At 69.1% G+C, this 17,429-nt stretch carries 23 protein-coding genes; 11 read left to right on the forward strand and 12 right to left on the reverse strand.

Going from position 1 to position 17,429, the window contains the following annotated elements:
- A complete protein-coding gene (locus ACI3KX_RS05435) occupies positions 1–558 on the reverse strand; it encodes an HdeD family acid-resistance protein (RefSeq protein ID WP_194415527.1) in 558 nt (185 codons plus the stop codon).
- A gap of 185 nt (positions 559–743) precedes the next feature.
- On the opposite strand from ACI3KX_RS05435, the gene ACI3KX_RS05440 reads away from it, so the two are divergent.
- From ACI3KX_RS05440 to ACI3KX_RS05450, 3 genes are read left to right on the forward strand one after another with little or no spacing between them, the layout of a single operon-like run.
- On the forward strand, positions 744–1,337 hold the full coding sequence (locus ACI3KX_RS05440) for a sulfite oxidase-like oxidoreductase (RefSeq protein ID WP_404908433.1): 594 nt from the start codon (positions 744–746) through the stop codon (positions 1,335–1,337).
- On the forward strand, positions 1,334–2,059 hold the full coding sequence (locus ACI3KX_RS05445; protein WP_404908435.1) for a ferredoxin reductase: 726 nt from the start codon (positions 1,334–1,336) through the stop codon (positions 2,057–2,059). Before ACI3KX_RS05440 ends, ACI3KX_RS05445 begins: the two co-directional genes overlap by 4 nt.
- Positions 2,059–2,328, forward strand: a complete 270-nt coding sequence (locus ACI3KX_RS05450; protein ID WP_349427605.1) for a DUF6510 family protein — start codon at positions 2,059–2,061, stop codon at positions 2,326–2,328. Before ACI3KX_RS05445 ends, ACI3KX_RS05450 begins: the two co-directional genes overlap by 1 nt.
- 40 nt (positions 2,329–2,368) lie before the next feature.
- On the opposite strand, the gene ACI3KX_RS05455 is transcribed toward ACI3KX_RS05450, so the two are convergent.
- The gene (locus ACI3KX_RS05455) at positions 2,369–3,289 is read right to left on the reverse strand and encodes an AEC family transporter (RefSeq protein WP_404908438.1); all 921 of its coding nucleotides are present in this window, start codon (positions 3,287–3,289) and stop codon (positions 2,369–2,371) included.
- Positions 3,290–3,377: 88 nt separating this feature from the next.
- Between ACI3KX_RS05455 and ACI3KX_RS05460 the strand changes: the two genes are divergently transcribed.
- Complete coding sequence (locus tag ACI3KX_RS05460) at positions 3,378–3,827, forward strand: pyridoxamine 5'-phosphate oxidase family protein (RefSeq protein ID WP_404908441.1); 450 nt, start codon at positions 3,378–3,380, stop codon at positions 3,825–3,827.
- 46 nt (positions 3,828–3,873) lie between these two features.
- Here the strand turns inward: ACI3KX_RS05460 and ACI3KX_RS05465 are convergent, their stop codons facing one another.
- Both ACI3KX_RS05465 and ACI3KX_RS05470 read right to left on the reverse strand, forming a co-directional pair.
- Entirely contained in the window at positions 3,874–4,647 is a 774-nt protein-coding gene (locus ACI3KX_RS05465; protein WP_404908444.1) for a DUF899 family protein, read from the reverse strand.
- Between the two features lie 407 nt (positions 4,648–5,054).
- Complete coding sequence (locus tag ACI3KX_RS05470) at positions 5,055–5,876, reverse strand: helix-turn-helix domain-containing protein (protein WP_404908446.1); 822 nt, start codon at positions 5,874–5,876, stop codon at positions 5,055–5,057.
- 133 nt (positions 5,877–6,009) lie between these two features.
- Between ACI3KX_RS05470 and ACI3KX_RS05475 the strand changes: the two genes are divergently transcribed.
- Entirely contained in the window at positions 6,010–6,363 is a 354-nt protein-coding gene (locus tag ACI3KX_RS05475) for a nuclear transport factor 2 family protein (RefSeq protein ID WP_404908449.1), read from the forward strand.
- Positions 6,364–6,412: 49 nt separating this feature from the next.
- Here the strand turns inward: ACI3KX_RS05475 and ACI3KX_RS05480 are convergent, their stop codons facing one another.
- Complete coding sequence (locus tag ACI3KX_RS05480) at positions 6,413–7,042, reverse strand: HAD family hydrolase (RefSeq protein WP_404908451.1); 630 nt, start codon at positions 7,040–7,042, stop codon at positions 6,413–6,415.
- A gap of 144 nt (positions 7,043–7,186) precedes the next feature.
- Positions 7,187–7,612: a MarR family winged helix-turn-helix transcriptional regulator gene (locus tag ACI3KX_RS05485; RefSeq protein ID WP_404908454.1), complete on the reverse strand. Its 426-nt coding sequence runs from the start codon at positions 7,610–7,612 to the stop codon at positions 7,187–7,189.
- A gap of 74 nt (positions 7,613–7,686) precedes the next feature.
- On the opposite strand from ACI3KX_RS05485, the gene ACI3KX_RS05490 reads away from it, so the two are divergent.
- Both ACI3KX_RS05490 and ACI3KX_RS05495 read left to right on the forward strand, forming a co-directional pair.
- On the forward strand, positions 7,687–8,094 hold the full coding sequence (locus ACI3KX_RS05490) for a helix-turn-helix domain-containing protein (protein WP_404908457.1): 408 nt from the start codon (positions 7,687–7,689) through the stop codon (positions 8,092–8,094).
- Between the two features lie 106 nt (positions 8,095–8,200).
- Complete coding sequence (locus ACI3KX_RS05495) at positions 8,201–8,908, forward strand: GNAT family N-acetyltransferase (protein WP_404908460.1); 708 nt, start codon at positions 8,201–8,203, stop codon at positions 8,906–8,908.
- A gap of 39 nt (positions 8,909–8,947) precedes the next feature.
- Here ACI3KX_RS05495 and ACI3KX_RS05500 read toward each other — a convergent pair whose 3' ends face one another.
- Positions 8,948–9,211 (reverse strand): DUF6458 family protein, encoded by a 264-nt coding sequence (locus ACI3KX_RS05500; RefSeq protein WP_363357423.1) that lies wholly within the window; start codon positions 9,209–9,211, stop codon positions 8,948–8,950.
- A gap of 207 nt (positions 9,212–9,418) precedes the next feature.
- On the opposite strand from ACI3KX_RS05500, the gene ACI3KX_RS05505 reads away from it, so the two are divergent.
- The 3 genes from ACI3KX_RS05505 to ACI3KX_RS05515 all read left to right on the forward strand — a co-directional run bounded on the left by ACI3KX_RS05505 (position 9,419) and on the right by ACI3KX_RS05515 (position 12,613).
- Positions 9,419–10,756, forward strand: coding sequence for a nitrate/nitrite transporter (locus tag ACI3KX_RS05505; RefSeq protein WP_404908463.1), 1,338 nt, complete (start codon positions 9,419–9,421; stop codon positions 10,754–10,756).
- A 100-nt stretch (positions 10,757–10,856) separates the two neighbouring features.
- Entirely contained in the window at positions 10,857–11,780 is a 924-nt protein-coding gene (locus tag ACI3KX_RS05510) for a pseudouridine-5'-phosphate glycosidase (RefSeq protein ID WP_404908466.1), read from the forward strand.
- Positions 11,777–12,613 (forward strand): PfkB family carbohydrate kinase, encoded by an 837-nt coding sequence (locus ACI3KX_RS05515; RefSeq protein WP_363357420.1) that lies wholly within the window; start codon positions 11,777–11,779, stop codon positions 12,611–12,613. The genes ACI3KX_RS05510 and ACI3KX_RS05515 overlap by 4 nt, the downstream gene beginning before the upstream one ends.
- 16 nt (positions 12,614–12,629) lie before the next feature.
- Here ACI3KX_RS05515 and ACI3KX_RS05520 read toward each other — a convergent pair whose 3' ends face one another.
- Both ACI3KX_RS05520 and ACI3KX_RS05525 read right to left on the reverse strand, forming a co-directional pair.
- The gene (locus tag ACI3KX_RS05520; RefSeq protein ID WP_349427593.1) at positions 12,630–13,076 is read right to left on the reverse strand and encodes an SRPBCC domain-containing protein; all 447 of its coding nucleotides are present in this window, start codon (positions 13,074–13,076) and stop codon (positions 12,630–12,632) included.
- Positions 13,069–13,458: a metalloregulator ArsR/SmtB family transcription factor gene (locus tag ACI3KX_RS05525; RefSeq protein ID WP_363357419.1), complete on the reverse strand. Its 390-nt coding sequence runs from the start codon at positions 13,456–13,458 to the stop codon at positions 13,069–13,071. The genes ACI3KX_RS05520 and ACI3KX_RS05525 overlap by 8 nt, the downstream gene beginning before the upstream one ends.
- Positions 13,459–13,546: 88 nt before the next feature.
- On the opposite strand from ACI3KX_RS05525, the gene ACI3KX_RS05530 reads away from it, so the two are divergent.
- A complete protein-coding gene (locus ACI3KX_RS05530; RefSeq protein ID WP_404908471.1) occupies positions 13,547–14,116 on the forward strand; it encodes a dihydrofolate reductase family protein in 570 nt (189 codons plus the stop codon).
- Between the two features lie 49 nt (positions 14,117–14,165).
- On the opposite strand, the gene ACI3KX_RS05535 is transcribed toward ACI3KX_RS05530, so the two are convergent.
- Genes ACI3KX_RS05535 through ACI3KX_RS05545 form a run of 3 tightly spaced genes read right to left on the reverse strand, consistent with a single transcriptional unit; the run spans position 14,166 to position 17,402 of the window.
- Positions 14,166–14,930 carry an SGNH/GDSL hydrolase family protein gene (locus ACI3KX_RS05535; protein ID WP_363357417.1) on the reverse strand — a complete coding sequence of 255 codons (765 nt, stop codon included), beginning with the start codon at positions 14,928–14,930 and terminating at the stop codon, positions 14,166–14,168.
- Between the two features lie 42 nt (positions 14,931–14,972).
- Positions 14,973–16,322, reverse strand: a complete 1,350-nt coding sequence (locus ACI3KX_RS05540) for an MFS transporter (RefSeq protein WP_363357416.1) — start codon at positions 16,320–16,322, stop codon at positions 14,973–14,975.
- Between the two features lie 36 nt (positions 16,323–16,358).
- Positions 16,359–17,402 (reverse strand): LLM class flavin-dependent oxidoreductase, encoded by a 1,044-nt coding sequence (locus tag ACI3KX_RS05545; protein WP_404908474.1) that lies wholly within the window; start codon positions 17,400–17,402, stop codon positions 16,359–16,361.
- Positions 17,403–17,429: the final 27 nt, after the last annotated feature.

The raw sequence follows: 17,429 nt of genomic DNA on the forward strand, positions 1-17,429 counted from the left end.
TCAGATGTCGCCCTTGAAGGTGAAGGCGCGGACGATGTTGATGATGCCGAGGACGATGAGCGAGATGCCCAGGATCCACCAGAGCACGATGACGCCCCAGATCGGCGAGAACAGCACGATGATGCCCGCGATGATGCTCAGGATGGCGAAGAAGATCGACCATCCCTTCGAGGCGGCGTCACCGAGCGTCGACAGCGCGACGATGCCTTCGACGATCCACATGATTCCGATGAGGATGCCGAGGAACAGCGCGAGCCACGCGGTCGTCTGACCGATGTTGAACAGCGCCACGACGCCGGCGATGATGAAAAGGATGCCGAGGGCGATGTGGCCGACACGCGCCCACCCGCCCTTCGTCTTCGAGAAGATCCCGAGACCGGCGTAGACGAGCCCGGCCGCGATCGCGTAGATCGCGATGATGACGGTGACCACGGCGGCGGTCTTTCCCGGCCAGACCAGGATCAGGATGCCGACGATGAGTGCGAGGACGCCGCCGACGCCGAGCGCCGTGCGGATCCCGTTGACGGCCGACTTCTCGGCTTCGGATGCAGTGGACATGGGGGCCTTTCTGAGAGTTCCCTGTACGTGGTGCGGCTAAAGCTTAGACCCCTTGTCGAACATGCAAGCGACCGTGAACGTGTGTTGCCGGATGCCCATCGCCCCGACGGGCCGCGCCGCGCTACCGTGGGCGGAGCGTATCCGTGATCATGCGCGTCCGTTCGGAGCGCAGGAGGAGGGTTTCGATGGCCGTCGTCTCGAGGGGTTTCGGAGCACGGCGTCGCGAAAGCGATCCGCGACTGCCGCCCGGCCAGTACCTGACCGAGGACTTCCCGGTGTTGTCGGCGGGGCCCACGCCCCGCATCGACCTGGGGGAGTGGCGGTTCGCCATCCGCACCGAGGGAGGCGCGGAGACCTCCTGGACGTGGGAGGAGTTCCAGGCGCTGCCCATCGAGGACGTCGACACCGACATCCACTGCGTCACGCGCTGGTCGAAGCTCGGCACGTCGTGGCGGGGCGTGTCCCTGGACACCCTGCTCGACGAGGTCGAGACGGATGCGGCCTACGCCATGGCGCACTCGTACGGCGGCTACACGACGAACATCCCGCTCGACGAGCTGCGCGAAGGCCGGGCGTGGGTCGCGTTCGAGTTCGACGGCGAACCGCTCGACCCCGAGCACGGCGGACCGGCGCGACTGCTCGTGCCGCACCTCTACTTCTGGAAGAGCGCGAAGTGGGTGCGCGGACTCACGCTGATGGACGACGACGAACCCGGCTTCTGGGAGCAGAACGGCTACAACATGCACGGTGACCCCTGGACCGAGGAGCGATATTGGTGACGGTGGGAGGCTGGCAGCCGGCTCGTGTGGTCGAGGCCGTCGGTGCGACGCCGTCCGCGCGCCTGCTGCATCTCCAGGTTCCCGGTTGGCCCGGGAACGACGCCGGACAGCATGTCGACATCCGGCTCACGGCCGAGGACGGCTATCAGGCCGTGCGGTCGTACTCGATCGGCTCGTACGGACCCGGCGAGACCATCGAGCTCGCCGTGGACGAGATCCCCGACGGAGAGGTGTCGCCCTACCTCGTGCGCGACGTGCTGCCCGGCGACGAGCTCGAGGTCAAGGGTCCGCTCGGCGGTTACTTCGTCTGGCGGCCCGGGGGAGCGGAGCCGGTGCAGCTGATCGCGGGCGGCTCGGGCATCGTGCCGCTGATGGCGATCGTACGGGCGGCGACGGATGCCGGAGCCGCGGCATCCGTCCGGCTGCTGTATTCGGTGCGCACGGCGGAAGACGCGATATATCGCGACGAGCTGGAGCGCCAGGCGAGCAACGGGGGAGTGGCCCTCACCTGGAGGTACACGCGCGGCGCACCTGGCGGCTGGCAGGGACGCGTGGGACGTGTCGACGATGACGTGCTCCGTGCCGCCACGTGGGAGCCGGGTCAGGAGCCGATCGTCTACGTGTGCGGCCCGACGGGTTTCGTCGAGCACGTCGCGGACGCGCTCGTCGGGCTGGGGCATCCGCCTGCCCGGATCAGGACCGAACGTTTCGGAGGTGCGTGATGCGCGCGGAGATCGCGACCAGCACGGTCGACGGCAATGCGGCCGCAGGGCTGCTGTGGGATGTGTTCGAGGCCGACGTCACGGCTCTGATCGCGGTATGCGGCGGATGTCGGGAAGGCGCCCCGGTCGCCGAGGCGATCGTCGAGATCGATGAGGCGGCGGCCATCGTGCGCTGCCGCACATGCACGCACACGCTGTTCACCGTGCTCCGGCACGAGGGCGGGGTGCGGCTCGTGGTGGGAACCCTGCACGAGATCGTCCGACCCTGACCCGGCGATCAGCACGCGCTAACCCGGCGATCAGCACGCGCTAACCCAGCAGCAGCGTCACGAGGATGAGGACGGGGACACAGCCGATCGTCGTCAGGAAGACGGTGTCGCGCGAGATCGTCTCGCCCACGTCGTAGCGCTGCGAGTAGTTGAACACGTTCTGCGCTGTCGGCAGCGCTGCGAGCACCGTGACGACCAGTACGTCGTGCGCGGAGAGGCCGAAGACGAACTCCGCCACTGCCCAGGCGATGACCGGCATCGCCACGAGCTTCAGGATGCTGGCGAGCACGATGTCGCGCCGGCGGCCCGAGGGCGCCAGCACGCGCTGCCCGTGCAGCGAGATGCCGTAGGCGATCAGGAGGATCGGCACGCACGCGTTCGCGATGAGCACCGCGGGCTCCATCACGATCGGCGGCAGCTCGATGCCCGAGACCGAGACGAGGGTGCCGAGCACCGAGCCGAGCACGATCGGGTTCGTGGCCACGCGCGCGATGGCGCGCCACAGCGACGCGCGGGCGGTGGTGACGGCGTCCAGGATCGCCATCGTGATGGGGGTGAACACGAGGAGCTGCATCAGGATCACCGGCGCCGGATATGCGGCGCTGCCGAGCAGGTACAGCGACAGCGGGATGCCGATGTTGTTGGAGTTCACCTGGCCGGCGCTCAGTGCGCCGATCACGGTCTCGCCGACCGAGCGCCGCCAGGCGCTGCGCGCAATGAAGGCGTGCGCGAGGATCACCGCCACGGCGGCGATCGCCGACACGGGCAGCAGCGCCGAGAAGAGGGTCTGCACATCCGCCTGCGCCAGCACGACGAACAGCAGGAAAGGTGAGAGCACGAAGAACGTCAGCCGCGCGAGCACCGGCCGCGCGTGCTCGCCGAGGAGGTCGATGCGGCCCAGGATCCACCCGACGAGGATCGCCACGCCCACCACGACGAACCCGGTGAGCGACTCCAGCATGGTCCGAGCCTAGGAAATCGTTCTCTCGGGTGCCAATCGCGCGTCGCCGTCTGACAGACTGGCACGCGCCGAACCAAGGGAGCCATGGATGCCTGAACCCCGTGACCGCGCGACCCGCAAGGTCGATCTGCTCACCGCGCTGACAGCGCCGGCAGCCGATGTCTGGGTGGCGACCGCGTCGCCCGACGCGGCGGCGCACCTCGTTCCGCTGTCGCTCGCGTGGATCGACGACCGTGCGGTCATCGCGCTCGAGGAGCGTTCGGTGACGGCCCGCAACATCGGGGCATCAGGGATAGCTCGCCTGGCGATCGGACCCACTCGCGACGTCGCGATGATCGACGCCGTACTCGAGCGGTGGGCGGGTGTCGACGACGACGAGTCGCTGGGCGGCGCGTACGCGGCACAGGCCGACTGGGATCCGCGCGGACTCGCCGGATACGTGTTCCTCGTCCTGCGACCGACGCGCATCCAGGCATGGCGCGAGTCGAACGAGCTGGCCGGACGCGTCCTCATGCGGGACGGTGCCTGGGTGGTCTGAGCGGGACCTCGGTGGCGGATGGTCCTCGGGCATCGGCCACCGGATGTCAGTGGTGATGAGCGTGCTCCGGGGAGCTCTCCGACGCCTCGCCGAGATCGTCGCCGTGGCCGGCGCGGATACGGGTCCACTGCGCCGTCGGACGGCCCTTGAGACTCATCTGCTGTCCGCGTGTGTCGAACTGCTTCGGCCAGCCGGCGGGGGAGTCCTCCCAGAACTCCTGCCTGCCGTACACGGTGAGGTCCATCAGCGCGTATGACGGTGCCATGCGCTCGTTGCCGCGACCGGTCGTCCAGTACGTCTCGTAGACGCGGTCGCCGTCGCGCAGGTAGCAGACCAGCATCCCGAAATCCCGGCCGGCGACCAATCGGTCGAGCGACTCCACGGGCACGGCGTACCAGGGCATCGTCCAGCCCATGAAGTCCCGGTAGCGCGAGCTCGCCTCGTAGGGGCCCTCGCAGAATGTCGCGTAAGTGATGTCGCGCGAGTTCAGATACGACAACTCGTTCATGTGGCTGGTCGAGAACGTGCACCCGACGCACTGCCCGGCCGCAGGCTTCCCGTCATGCCACATGTGGAAGTACGCGATCAGCTGGGAACGCCCCTCGAAGACCTCGATGAGCGGGATCGGACCATCGGCACCGATCACCGGCGTCGTCGGATCGACCTCGACCATCGGCAGCCGGCGACGTTCTGCAGCGAGTTCGTCACCGGCGCGCGTGTGCGCCTTTTCTTTTACAAGCAGGTCATCGAGTCGGCTCTGCCACTCGGCGCGGTCGGTGGTCTCCGGCAGCGGCCGGGCGCCGGAAGGGGTTTCTGTCATGGCCTATCTCTAGTGCCGGGCCGGAAGGGGCGCAATGGGCTGGACTTCCTTCATATGCCGATAATGCACATTATGTCAGTTTGAGTTCGTACTACCCGCGAGAACCGCGATCGCTGCAGAAACGGAGGTCGCTCGCACCCTCTCCCTGAAATGGCGTTGACCGGGTCTTCTTCGGGACCGACCGCGCCATCGTGCGTCGCGGCGTCGGGGCAACACCCGCCCAGAGATGCGGTGCGTGCGCTGCGAAGCCGAGGCAGAACCCGTCCGCGGCGGCGCATGCGCCCGCTGCGTCGTCACCGAAGACCTCGAGTCTCTTCGCGAACCGACCACTCCCCCGGCTCCGCACCAGCACCTGCGACCGCCAACACGATCGGCCGAAAACGGCGCGGGATGCGCGCCCGACGGCATCACAAGGGATCCGCGCGCGCTCGTCGCCCTTCGGTCGTCGGGGTGCCACCCTGTTCGAGGTGTCTGGCGGTCGCTTCGTCGGCCGGGTAGAAGGCCTCGATACGAAGTTCGTCGACGGTCACGTCGAGGGCTGATTCGACCGCGGCCGAGATGCTGAAGAAGCTCAGGTCGCCTGGTTGCATTGAAAGTATGAGTGGGATCACCACATCGCCCGCGCCGGGGGTGCCGGTCGCTTCGCCGGGGTACGCAGTCACTTCGTCGGCGAGCGAGCGCAGGCGCGCGTCGCCTGTGCGCTGAGCCCGAGCCGAGACCTGACCGATCAGATGTGCGCGCCATTGACCGAGGTTGCGGATGCGTGGAGCGAGTCCTTCGGGGTGCAGCGAAAGCCGCACGGCGTTGACCGGAGGGTCGAGCAGGTGACCGGAACAGCCTTCGAGCAGAAAGTCGGTGGCGGAGTTGCGATCGACGATGTCCCACCACCTGTCGAGCACGAGGGCGGGGTTCGGCAGATGCGCGTCGAGGATCCGACCGAGCGCCGCGCTCACCGCGAGGAGCTCGGGTGCGTCGAGGGTGCGTTCGGGATGCTGCGGGGCGAAGCCCGCGGACAGCAGCAGATGATTCCGCTCCCGCAGCGGTACGTCGAGGTGCGTCGCGAGTCGGTCGATCATCTCGCGGGTGGGAATGGACTTCCCGGTCTCGACGAAGCTGAGGTGCCGCGTGGAGACCTCTGCTCGCGACGCCAGATCAAGCTGGCTGAGTCGGCGCCGCTCCCGCCATCCGCGGAGCAGGGTTCCCACGTCGGCGTCACGCAAAGCGGTCATGGTTCCCGACTCTAGCGACGCTTGTGGTTGATACCGATGACGTCCGAGGTAATCGACTTGCTGACGTGCGAACGCGGACGATGGGCATCAACGCCGCGGCACGAGGTCGCGCAACGCACCGGAAGGACGCCCGATGAACACCCCAGTCGAACGCTACCTCGCAACCTGGAACGCGGCAGATGATGCCACCCGCTCGCAACTGCTCGGTGAGCACTGGTCGGAGTCTGCTTGGTACATCGACCCCCTCGCGGAGGCCGCGGGCCGCGAAGCCATAGGGGCCACGATCGCGGCTGTGCGCAGTCAGTTTCCTGGCTTCGTCTTCTCGCTTGTCGGTGCACCCGACGCGCATCATCATCAGGTCCGGTTCCAGTGGGGGCTCGGGCCCGTCGATGCCGAGCCTGTGGTCATCGGGTTCGACGTCGTCAAGACCGATGATGCCGGCCGAATCGAGCAGGTGCTCGGCTTCCTTGACCGGGTACCGAGCTAGGGGCCGCCGGGCGGGCCGCCGGCCCGGTGGGCCGCCCGGCGGTCAACATCTAGGCGACGAACCGGAGGATGCCGGCTGCTGCATTCGCTAGTTCGGGAAAGTGCTGGTGCGCGCCGCTCGGAGGGGTTCTGCTGTTCACGCTCCAGACGGTCATTCCCGCGGTCAGGCCGGCAGTGACTCCGGAGAGTGAGTCTTCGATGACGAGGCACCGAGCGGGGCTGACCCGCAGCTCGGCTGCTGCTGCGAGGTACGGCTCAGGGTCGGGCTTCCCGCGCGTCGTGGATTCAGCGTCCACGATCACTGGCGGAATCGGCAGCTGCAACCGCCGGAAACGGCCCTCCACCCGTCGGCGAAGGTTGGACGTCACCAGTGCCCATCGGCCGATCTCGAGCTCCCTCAGCAACCGTTCTGCGCCCACGAACGCTCGGTAGTCCCCCTTGAGAACATCGTCATCCTCGAGTCGCTGGAACTCTTCGAGCGCAGCCGCGCGGTCCCGATGCGGGAGGAATCGGGCGACCGTCTCGGCGGGACGCGTTCGCAGGGCGAGCGCGTAGACCTGTTCGCGGCCCAGACCGAACCGATCGGCCCACTGCGCCCAAATGAGCCGCTGATTGTCAACCGCATCCACGAGCGTACCGTCGACGTCAAAGAGCACTGCGGTGTCGTCCGATTCGGGCATACCGACCAACTGTAACGGGGCGCGAAAGCCTGAGCTGAAGGCGAGCCAGCATCGCGTGAGCGCTTCGAGCTTCCATCACAGCATCGCTTCACGTGGTCACCCCTGTTGCGGGCTCTGCGAGGTCGCCTGCGATCCGGGCGGCGACTACCTCGCAGAGGGCTGCAGCTTCCTGAGCAGCGCGACCAGCCTCTCCCCCTCTTCGCCGGACAGCGGCGCGACGACGTCCCGCTGTGCAGCTGCCAGTGCTTCCTCCAGCCGCGGCAGGAGTTCTCGGCCCGCATCGGTCACGTTGACGATGTTGCGGCGCCCGTCTGCCGGATCCGGCTCACGTCGGACCAGCTGACGGGCCGACAGGTTGTCCAGTGCGACAGCGACGTCCTTGCGGTCGAGATCGAGATGGCGACCGATCTCGACCTGGCTCACTCCCCCATGCTCGTCGAGCACCGCCAGGGTGCGGTAGTGCACGGGCCGCAGCTCGAAGGGCGCGCAGGCGCGCTGCAGTATCTCCTGCGCGCGCGCGTTCGCTCGGCTGAGCAGCCAGGTGGGCAGGTCGACGACTCGAGTCAGCACGCGACCCAGCATAAGAGTTGTTGGGATGGCCAACAATGGATATCGTTGGTCAACCCAACGAAAGAGGATCACTCATGACGCCTTTCGGACCACAGCTGCTGGGCGAGACGGAAAAAGCCCTCGGCGCCGTGCTCGCCCGCGTCCTCGACAGCACCGGCCTCACCGAACAGCAATGGGTCACCCTCCGGCTGGCCGGCCAGAACGACGGGCGGATCGAACTGGTCGGGCTCCTCGTCGATCGGGCGCATCTCGCCGACGCCGAGCCGATCGTGGCTTCGCTCACCGCCCGAGGGCTCATCACCGGCGAGCGTCTCTCCCCGGCTGGGCAGAGCCTGCTCGATGATCTCCGGGCCCGGGTCGACTCGGCCGCGGCGCCGATCTGGCGCGACCTTCCGGCGAGCGACGTGGCGGCGGCAGAGCGGCTGCTCAACACCGTCGCGGGCAGGGCGCGGAGCGTTCTCGCCGATTGGCCGTCCTCGTGACGATCGGCGGACTGCGCCGCGTCGACCCCAAACCTTGGTGGTGACGCTGTGGGCCGACTACGAGCTGACGAGGTCGTCAGTGGGCGCCGTCTGGCAGACTTCCGGGATGCCGCACCCCGACATCCTCACCCGTCTCTGGCCCGCCTCAGCCGTTCGTGTGAGTGCCGGCGACCTCGAGCTGCGCTGGATTTATGACGACCTCCTGCTCGAGCTCGCCAACCTGGCCGGGCGCGGCATCCATGATCCCGAGGCGATGCCGTTCGAGCACCCGTGGTCGCGTGGCTCGGCCGACGAGGTCGCGCGCAGCGTGCTCGCCTACCAATGGGGAATCCGCAATCGGATCTCGCCGGAGGCCTTCGTCCTCGAACTGGCCGTCCTGCACGACGGGGTGCCCGTGGGGATCCAGGGGCTCACCGCTCAGGAGTGGCCGGTGCTGCGGAGCGTCACGACGGGATCGTGGCTCGGCCGCGCCCACCAGGGACGCGGCATCGGCACCCGTATGCGGATGCTGGCGCTGCACCTGGCCTTCGAGGGTCTCGATGCGCGAGAGGCGATGTCGGGGGCGTTCGCCGACAACGGTGCCTCGAACGCGGTCTCCAAGCGTGTGGGTTACGACCGGGATGGCGCGTTCCACGTGGCCCGTGAAGGCGCCGCCGTCGTTCACAATCGCTATGTCATGTCGCGCGAGCGATGGGAGTCCGTTCGGTCGGACCACACCGAGCGCCTGGGCGCCGCTGTCGAGCTTCACGGGATAGAGGGCCTCCGGGCACAGCTGGAGCGCGTCCCACCCGGCGCGGGGGCCGGACAGCACTGACCGCGGGCGCGCCATCGCGCCCGCGGTCAGGCGTGTCCGTCAGAGTCCGGCTGCGTCGTCCGTCGTGCTCGTGCTCTGGCGGGTCACACGCTCGTTGACGGTCGGGTCGACCGCCGTGTGCGTGACGGACTCCGACCGGCGGCGGCGGGCCAGCAGAACGATGCCGACGATGAAGATGACGGCTCCGGCACCCATGAGGATGTAGCCGATCATGTCGAGATTCACCCACTCGACTTCGACGTTCACCGCGAACGCGAGGATCGCGCCGATGGCGAAGAGGGCGATGCCTGCTCCGATACTCATGCGAGGTGTCCTTTCCGGGGCGCGGCGATCAGCCCTCCCCTAGCTCGGGACGCGTTGTCCCACCCCTACGCTGGCGCATCGGCGCGTGACGGAAGAGGGGGTTGACAGACGACGGATGCGTCCCCTGGTGTGACAGCGGTTCCGCGTGCGCTGTCCGAGCCGCTCGGTCTCGATCGTGGCATCCGCGGCGGTGACTACTGTGGAATGGTGCACAGTCTGTCCCGTCCCCGAGCGACGGGGCCGGGACTGCGAGCCTGGGCGATCTGGACGGTCGGGGTCGCCGCGTACGTCCTCGCGATCACCAACCGCTCGTCACTGAGCGCGGTCGGCGTCGACGCGGCCGCGCGCTTCGACGCCGACGCGGCCACCCTGTCACTGTTCGCTGTCGTGCAGCTGGCGGTCTACGGCGGCATGCAGATCCCCGTCGGGGTGCTGCTGGACCGCTATGGCGCGCGCCCGATCATGACGGTGGGGATGCTGCTGATGGCGGTGGGCCAGCTCACCATGGCCATCTCCCCCAGCGTCGGGGTCGCGATCCTCGCGCGCATGCTGCTGGGCGCCGGCGACGCCGCGATCTTCCCCGGTGTGCTGCGTCTCATCGCCACCTGGTTCCCCGCCCAGCGCGGACCCATCATGGTGCAGCTCACCGGCATCGTCGGGCAGTCCGGCCAGCTGGTCGCGCTCATCCCCCTCGCCGCGCTGCTGCACGCCACGTCGTGGACGATCACGTTCGGCAGCATCGCCGGTCTCGGCGTGCTGTTCGCGATCCTCGTGTTCCTCCTCATCCGCAATCACCCACCCGACCGCGACGAGGACGTGTCGGTCGACACCGACACCGGTGCGATACGGGTCGTGACATCGTCCGTCGACACCGGGGTCGGCATCCGTGCCGCCTGGGCTCACCCGGGCACGCGACTCGCGTTCTGGTCGCACTTCACGACTCCGTTCGCCGGCACCGCGTTCGTGCTGCTGTGGGGCATGCCGTTCCTCACCGCGGGCGAAGGGCGCACGACGGCAGAGGCCGCCTCGATCATGTCGCTGTACGTCGTGGTGGGCATGGCGCTGGGGCCGATCATGGGTGAGATCTCGCGGCGAGTGCCGCACCTGCGCTCGCGCGCCCTCGTGCTGCCGACGGTGGCCGTGCAGGCCGTCGCCTGGCTCGCGGTGATCGCGTATCCGGGACCGGCGCCGCTCTGGCTGCTGCTCGCCTTGGCGGTCGCGTTGGCGACCGGCGGACCCGCCTCCATGATCGCGTTCGACCACGCGCGCACCCACAACCCATCGCATCGCCTCAGCACCGCCACAGGTGTGACGAACGCGGGCGGCTTCCTCGCCGCTCTGCTGGCGATCCTGCTCATCGGCCTCGCGCTCGACCTGCAGGGCGCCGGCACGCCGGCGACCTATAACCTCGACGCCTTCCGGATCGCCTTCCTGATGCAGGTGCCGCTGTGGCTCCTCGGCGGCACGTTCATCGTGATCGAGCGCAAGCGCACCCGTATCCGGCTCGGGCTGGAGCCGCCCCGCGCGCCGCGTCGTCGACGCTGACCGCTTCCGGCGGGATGTCGAACAGAACGTCTCGGCGAGTCGCGGCGTCAGATCGGTACTGTGACCTTATCCGGGTCCGCAGCTGGTCCGGATCGAAAGGATGCCCGTGTCCGCTCCCCTCTTCATCGCCGCAGAGGTCCGGGAGGCTATCGCGGCCGGTGAGCCGGTTCTCGCGCTCGAGTCCACGATCTTCACGCACGGGCTTCCCCGCCCGAGGAACCTGGACGTCGCCCTCGAAGCGGAAGCGCGTGTGCGCGCGTTCGGCGTCGTGCCGGCGACCATCGGGGTGGTGGACGGCCGCCCCACCGTGGGGCTGTCCCCCGACGAGATCGAGCAGCTCTCGACCGCGGACGACGTGGTCAAGGCGAGCGTCCGCGACATCCCCGTCGTCGCCGTGAAGGGGCTGAGCGCCGGCACCACGGTTGCGGCGACCGGATACCTCGCGGCTCGCGCCGGTCTGCGCGTCTTCGCGACGGGGGGCCTCGGCGGCGTCCACCGCGGTGCCCCGCAGACCTTCGACGAGTCCGCGGATCTGCTGACCCTGGCTGGCCTGCCGCTCGTGGTCGTCAGCGCAGGCGTCAAGTCGATCCTCGACATCCCGCTCACACTCGAGCGGCTCGAGACGCTCAACCTCGCCGTCGTCGGCTACCGCACCACCGACTATCCCGGCTTCTACATCGCCGACTCGGGGCACGATATCGAGTACTCGGTCGACTCCCCCGCCGAGATCGCGGCCATCGCGCGCGTGCGCGACGGCCTCGGCATCTCGTCCACGCTGCTCGTCGCCAACCCTGTCGCCGCCGAGCGCCAGCTGGATCCGGCCCTGCACGACGATGTGCTCGCGCGCGCGCTCTCCGCCGCGAATGCGAGCGGCGTCTCCGGCCACGACACGACGCCGTTCCTGCTCGACTTCCTCCAGCGCGAGACCGGTGGTCGCAGCCTCGACGTCAACGTGGAGGTGTACCGAGGCAACGTGGGTCTCGGTGCGCGCATCGCAACGGCCCTCGCGGACACCACCGGATGATCGTGGTGATCGGCGACCTCGTCGCCGACCTGATCGTGCTGGGCGGGGCGGCGCTCGAGCGCGGCACCGACAATCCTGCCGAGGTGCGCCTCACGCGAGGAGGCAGCGCCGCCAACGTCGCCGCTGCCGCGGCGCCGCGGCATCAGTCGCGTTTCATCGGCTGCGTGGGAGACGACACGCTCGGGCACGCGCTCGTCGGCGAGCTTGTGGCCGCGGACGTCGACGTCAAGGTGCAGCGCGGGGGCCGCACCGGCTCGATCGTCGTTCTCGTCGACGCCGCCGGCGAGCGCACGATGATCACCGACCGTGGTGCGGCGGCGGAGCTCGGCCCGGTCGATCCCGCGTGGACGGCCGGCGCCGAGTGGGTTCATCTGCCGCTGTACGGCTTCGCATCGCCACGCTCTCGAGACGCGGTGACGGATGCCGCGACGCGCGCCGCTGCCGATGGCGCCCGCGTCAGTCTCGATCTGTCGAGCGTGGCGACGCTGCGGGATCTCGGCAGTGCGGAGCTGAGACGCATTCTCGCGCAGGTCCGCCCCGATGTCGTCTTCGCCAACGAGGATGAGGCACGCCTGACGGCCGGACTCGGTGTCGAGCCGGAGGGTGTGTACGTGGTGAAGCGCGGCGCCCGACCGGTGCTCGTCCGCGTGGACGGGCAGTCGCATTCTGTGGCCGTCGAGCGAGCCGATGACGTGCTGGACTCCACCGGAGCCGGGGATGCCTTCGCGGCAGGCTACATCGTCGCGGCGCTCAGCGGCGCCGACGCATGCGAGAGCGCCCGGGCGGGCAGCGCGCTCGCGATGAGCGCACTGCGCCGTCCGGGCGCACTCTGATCCGGGCGCTGTGGCCTCAGACGCTCTGGAGCTGCGCCAGCACGTCCTCGATGTCGTCGATGAACGCGTTGTAGCCGGCGATGGTGGCAGCGACCTGCTCGTCCGAGAAGTCGCTGCGGTCCTGACGGATGGTCAGCACGGTGCCGTCGCCTGTCTCCTCCAGGTCGAACAGCACGGGCAGTCCGGCGTCGTCGCCCGGCTGGTCGGTGAGCGTCATCGCCAGGTGCGAGGGCGGTTCGACCACCTGGTACTCCCCCGCCCAATCGATCCGGTTGCCGTCCGGCAGCAGCATGACCGCACGGAAGGCGCCGCCCGGGCGCACGTCCATCGTCAAAGTGTCCTGCGGCACCTCGACGGCCGCCGTGCCGAACCATACGGCGAAGTGCTCGGGCTTCGTCAGCGTCTCGAACACGAGCTCGCGCGGCGCCTGCAGTGTGCGCGTGACGGTGAAGTACTCAGTCATTGTCGTTCTCCTTCTCGGTGGGTGCGGCGTCGCCGCCTGTCGGGGTGTCGGTACGGGTGCCCAGCTGCTGCAGGGCGTTGAGATAGTGATCGAGGGCGCCCAGGCTGTCTTCCCAGAACTGCGCGTAGCCGCCGATCCAATCGGATGCCGCCGCCAGCGGACGTGCGTCGAGCCGAGCCGGCCGGTACTGGGCGTTGCGGCCCCGCGTGACCAGCCCCGCTCCCTCCAGCACACGCAGGTGCTTCGACACGGCGGCGAAAGTCATGTCGAACGGTGCGGCGAGCTCCCCCACCGTCGCCTCGCCTTCGCTCAGCCGGGCGAGGATCGCCCGACGGGTCGGATCGGCGAGCGCCGAGAACGTCAGGCTCAGTGCGTCCGTCATCTCGCCTCCTTGTTCAACTAATCAGTACAATACCGAACGGTTGAATACGCGTCAACACTCTGTCCGACGTGGCGAGTACGGTGACGGCATGCCCCGAGTGATCTTCTACACCGCCACTACGCTCAACGGCTTCCTCGCCGACGATCAGGACTCGCTCGAGTGGCTCTTCGCCGCACCGGGCGGCGAAGGCGGTGATGACGACTTCCAGCGCTTCCTCTCGGGCATCGGCGTGCTCGTGCAGGGCTCGTCGACCTACCGCTGGGTGCTGGAGCACGAGGACCTCGTGGCACACCCCGAGAAATGGCCGTCGTACTACGGCAGCCGGCCGACATGGGTGTTCTCCCGCAAGGAGCAGCCGGTGGTGCCGGGCGTCGACATCCGTTTCGCCTCCGGAGAGGTCCGCGACGTCTGGCCGGCGATCCGCGAGGCGGCGGGTGAGCTTGATGTCTGGGTCGTGGGCGGCGGCGATCTCGCCGGCCAGTTCGCCGACGCGGGCCTGCTCGACGAGATCCGGGTCTCCGTCGCGCCGGCGACCCTGTCTTCGGGCAAGCCGCTGTTTCCCCGCAACCTGCGCCCGGACCGCCTCGAATTGACGTCGGTGCGCCAGACCGGTGCCTTCGCCGAGCTGACCTACGCGGTGACCGGCAAGGCGGCCTGAGCAAGGGGCACTGCGCAGAGTCCGCCGCACTGGTGAGTCGCGTTGTCGGTCAGTGCGCGCGGGGTGCGAACTCGGTCCACTGCCCGAACTTCGCCTCGCGGCCATCGCCCGACGACGTGCCGGTCAGGCGACGGCGCACCCAGGGGCCGACGTGCTCGCGATAGTACGCCGCGCCACGGGTGCCACGGGGTGGCAACGGTGGCAGCGACCACCATTCCTGCGGGACGGGCTCCACGCCCAGCGCGTCCAGGACGCGGGCGGCGACGCGATGATGGCCACGCGCGTTCATGTGCAGGCGATCCTCCGACCAGTACGGCGGGGTCGCGAGCTCCTCGTCGAACCAGTTGTACGCCTGAACGACGTCGGTGCGCGATGCGAGGCGCTTCTCGACGGCGTGAGACAGCAGGTCGCCGCGCCGCTGGATGACCCGCCGCAGCGGCAGTTGCCCCGTGGGATTCGCGCCCGACAGGACGATGAGGTGCACGCCCTCCTCATCGCATCGGCGGACCACCGTCTCGAACGCGGCGAGGACGTGCGCGATGCTCGTCCGTGGCCGCAGCATGTCGTTGCCACCGCCGTTGAACGACAGGTGGGTCGGCTTCAGGGCGAGCGCCGGTTCCAGCTGCTGCTCGACGATCGGCCACACGAGCTTGCCCCGGATCGCCAGGTTGGCGTACTCGATCGGCTCGCCTGCGGCGTCGGCCCAGCCCTGTGCCACGAGGTCGGCCCAGCCGCGCACGTGCCCGTCGGGGAGCTCGTCGCCCACACCTTCGGTGAAGGAGTCGCCGATTGCGACGTATCGAACGGATGCCACGGGCTCCAGCCTACGGCCGGCCGAGCGAGCGTCCGGCCACGGTCACCGGTCGTCGAGCGCGACGCCGCGACGATCGACGAGTCCCCACGCGGCTGCGGCCGCGATGGCGAAGAAGACGGCGAACACGACGAAGAGCACGGGGGCACCGCCGGCGAGCAGCAGCGGCGGCACGACGAGCGGCGCGACGATGGACGCGATGCGTCCGACACCCGCAGCCCATCCCGTGCCGGTCGCCCGCAGCGAGGTGGGGTACATCTCCGGTGTCACGGCGTACAGCGCGCCCCAGGCGCCGAGATTGAAGAACGACAGCGCCATACCCGCCGCGATGATCGCCCCCGGCCCCGCGGCGGTGCCGAAGAAGACGGCCGACACCGCCGAGCCGACGAGGAACACCGAGAGCGTGAGCCGCCGCCCCCACACCTCGATCAGCCAGGCGGCCACCGCGTACCCCGGCAGCTGAGCGAGCGTGATCACCAGGGTGAAGCCGAACGATCGCACGAGGTCGTACCCCTGCGCAACCAGGATCGAGGGGATCCAGATGAAGGCGCCGTAGTACGAGAAGTTGACACAGAACCAGACGAGCCACAGGCACGCGGTGCGCACGCGGAACTCGCGGGCCCACAGCGCGCCCAGGCGCTGTCGAAGGGAGGTCGCCGCCGCGGGGGGCACATCGGCGCGTGCCGGCGCTGCCGCCGCGGAGGAGCCCGCCGCCACCTCGAACGTCCGGACCACGGACTCGGCCTCGGCGAAGCGGCCACGACGCTCCAGCCAGCGCGCCGATTCGGGCAGCCCCCAGCGCACGATGAGCGCGTACACCGCCGGGATCGCCCCGAGCGCGAACGCCCAGCGCCACCCGTTCTCGGACGCCGGGATCACGAAGTAGCCGATGAGTGCCGCGAGCGTCCAGCCGACCGCCCAGAACGCCTCGAGGATCACGATGAGCCGGCCGCGCATCCGGGCGGGGGCGAACTCGCTGACGTAGGTGCTCGCGACCGGCAGCTCGGCGCCGAGGCCCAGCCCGACGAGGAAGCGAAGCACCAGGAGCGCCGCGAGACCGCCGACCAGCGCACTCGCGCCCGTCGCGACGCCGTAGACGAGAAGCGTCAGCGCGAACACCTGTCGTCGCCCGAAGCGGTCTGCGAGGAGACCGCCGACACTCGCCCCGATGGCCATGCCGACGAAGCCGATCGACGCGATCCACGCCGTCTCGCTCGGAACCAGGTTCCACTGCGCGGCGAGTGCGGCGATCACGAACGAGATGAGGCCGACGTCCATCGCGTCCAGCGCCCAGCCGATCCCCGAACCGGTGAGCACGCGCAGGTGCACGCGGGTGAACGGCAGTCGGTCGAGCCGCTCCGAGAGCGTCGACGTGCGGGTCCCGGCATCCGTCATAGCGTCATGCTACGGATGCCGGAGCCCGAGCGGGCGCTACGACAGCATGTCGCGGACGCGCGGTGCGACCTCGGTGCCGAACAGCTCGATCGAGCGAAGCATCTTCTCGTGCGACAGCGTTCCCGTCGAGAACTTCATGTCGAAGCGCGACGCGCCCAGCGTCTGCACGGTGTCGGCGATCTTGCGGGCGACCGTCTCCGGTGAGCCGACGTACAGCGCGCCCTCGGGGCCGACGTCGTGCTGGAAGCGAAGGCGGTTATAGGTCGGCCAGCCGCGCTCGCGGCCGATCGAATTGTTCATCGCCTCGAAACCCTCGTATGCCTCGTCCCACGCCTGCTGGTCGGTCTCGGCGATGTGGCCCGGTGAGTGCACCCCGACCGGAAGCTGCGGCTGGTCGAAGGTGTCGAGCGACCGGCGATAGAGGTCGGCGAACGGCCGGAAGCGAGCGGCGGGACCGCCGATGATGGCGAGCATGAGTCCGTATCCGTACCGGGCGGCGCGGACGGCCGACTCGGGCGTGCCACCGACACCGACCCACGCGCGCAGTCCGCTCTCCGTCTTGGGGAACACATCCGCGGCGTCCAGCGAAGCGCGCAAAGTGCCGCTCCACGTGACGGGCTTCTCGGCCAGCAGCTGCGAGAAGAGGTCGAGCTTCTCGTCGAAGAGCGCCTCGTAGTCGCGCAGGTCGTAGCCGAACAGCGGGAACGACTCGATGAACGATCCCCGCCCGAGGATGACCTCGGCTCGGCCGTTCGACACCGCATCGAGCGTCGAGAACCGTTCGAACACGCGCACCGGGTCGTCGCTCGAGAGCACGGTGACGGCTGTGCCGAGATGGATCCGCTCGGTGCGCGCGGCTGCGGCGGCCAGCACGATCTCGGGGCTGGAGACGGCGAACTCGCGGCGGTGGTGCTCCCCCACCCCGAAGAAAGACAGGCCGACGCGATCGGCGAGGACGGCCTGCTCGACGACGTTGCGGATCGTCTGCGCGCCGCTGATGAGCTCGCCGGAGACGTCGCGCGTGACGTCTCCGAAGGTGTCGAGTCCGAGCTCGAGGCTCGCGGGGTCGATGGAGGTCATGGCCCTCTCCTTCTATTCGCTTGCATG

The sequence above is a fragment of the Microbacterium sp. ZW CA_36 genome (assembly GCF_044987475.1).
GTDB lineage: Bacteria > Actinomycetota > Actinomycetes > Actinomycetales > Microbacteriaceae > Microbacterium.

Excerpts from the sequence above, each read along its gene's own strand:
- ACI3KX_RS05435 (WP_194415527.1), bottom strand. The coding sequence starts at position 558 with ATGTCCACTGCATCCGAAGCCGAGAAGTCGGCCGTCAACGGGATCCGC.
- ACI3KX_RS05440 (WP_404908433.1), top strand. The coding sequence starts at position 744 with ATGGCCGTCGTCTCGAGGGGTTTCGGAGCACGGCGTCGCGAAAGCGAT.
- ACI3KX_RS05450 (WP_349427605.1), top strand. The coding sequence starts at position 2,059 with ATGCGCGCGGAGATCGCGACCAGCACGGTCGACGGCAATGCGGCCGCA.
- ACI3KX_RS05455 (WP_404908438.1), bottom strand. The coding sequence starts at position 3,289 with ATGCTGGAGTCGCTCACCGGGTTCGTCGTGGTGGGCGTGGCGATCCTC.
- ACI3KX_RS05460 (WP_404908441.1), top strand. The coding sequence starts at position 3,378 with ATGCCTGAACCCCGTGACCGCGCGACCCGCAAGGTCGATCTGCTCACC.
- ACI3KX_RS05465 (WP_404908444.1), bottom strand. The coding sequence starts at position 4,647 with ATGACAGAAACCCCTTCCGGCGCCCGGCCGCTGCCGGAGACCACCGAC.
- ACI3KX_RS05470 (WP_404908446.1), bottom strand. The coding sequence starts at position 5,876 with ATGACCGCTTTGCGTGACGCCGACGTGGGAACCCTGCTCCGCGGATGG.
- ACI3KX_RS05475 (WP_404908449.1), top strand. The coding sequence starts at position 6,010 with ATGAACACCCCAGTCGAACGCTACCTCGCAACCTGGAACGCGGCAGAT.
- ACI3KX_RS05480 (WP_404908451.1), bottom strand. The coding sequence starts at position 7,042 with ATGCCCGAATCGGACGACACCGCAGTGCTCTTTGACGTCGACGGTACG.
- ACI3KX_RS05490 (WP_404908457.1), top strand. The coding sequence starts at position 7,687 with ATGACGCCTTTCGGACCACAGCTGCTGGGCGAGACGGAAAAAGCCCTC.
- ACI3KX_RS05495 (WP_404908460.1), top strand. The coding sequence starts at position 8,201 with ATGCCGCACCCCGACATCCTCACCCGTCTCTGGCCCGCCTCAGCCGTT.
- ACI3KX_RS05500 (WP_363357423.1), bottom strand. The coding sequence starts at position 9,211 with ATGAGTATCGGAGCAGGCATCGCCCTCTTCGCCATCGGCGCGATCCTC.
- ACI3KX_RS05510 (WP_404908466.1), top strand. The coding sequence starts at position 10,857 with ATGCCCGTGTCCGCTCCCCTCTTCATCGCCGCAGAGGTCCGGGAGGCT.
- ACI3KX_RS05515 (WP_363357420.1), top strand. The coding sequence starts at position 11,777 with ATGATCGTGGTGATCGGCGACCTCGTCGCCGACCTGATCGTGCTGGGC.
- ACI3KX_RS05520 (WP_349427593.1), bottom strand. The coding sequence starts at position 13,076 with ATGACTGAGTACTTCACCGTCACGCGCACACTGCAGGCGCCGCGCGAG.
- ACI3KX_RS05525 (WP_363357419.1), bottom strand. The coding sequence starts at position 13,458 with ATGACGGACGCACTGAGCCTGACGTTCTCGGCGCTCGCCGATCCGACC.
- ACI3KX_RS05530 (WP_404908471.1), top strand. The coding sequence starts at position 13,547 with ATGCCCCGAGTGATCTTCTACACCGCCACTACGCTCAACGGCTTCCTC.
- ACI3KX_RS05540 (WP_363357416.1), bottom strand. The coding sequence starts at position 16,322 with ATGACGGATGCCGGGACCCGCACGTCGACGCTCTCGGAGCGGCTCGAC.
- ACI3KX_RS05545 (WP_404908474.1), bottom strand. The coding sequence starts at position 17,402 with ATGACCTCCATCGACCCCGCGAGCCTCGAGCTCGGACTCGACACCTTC.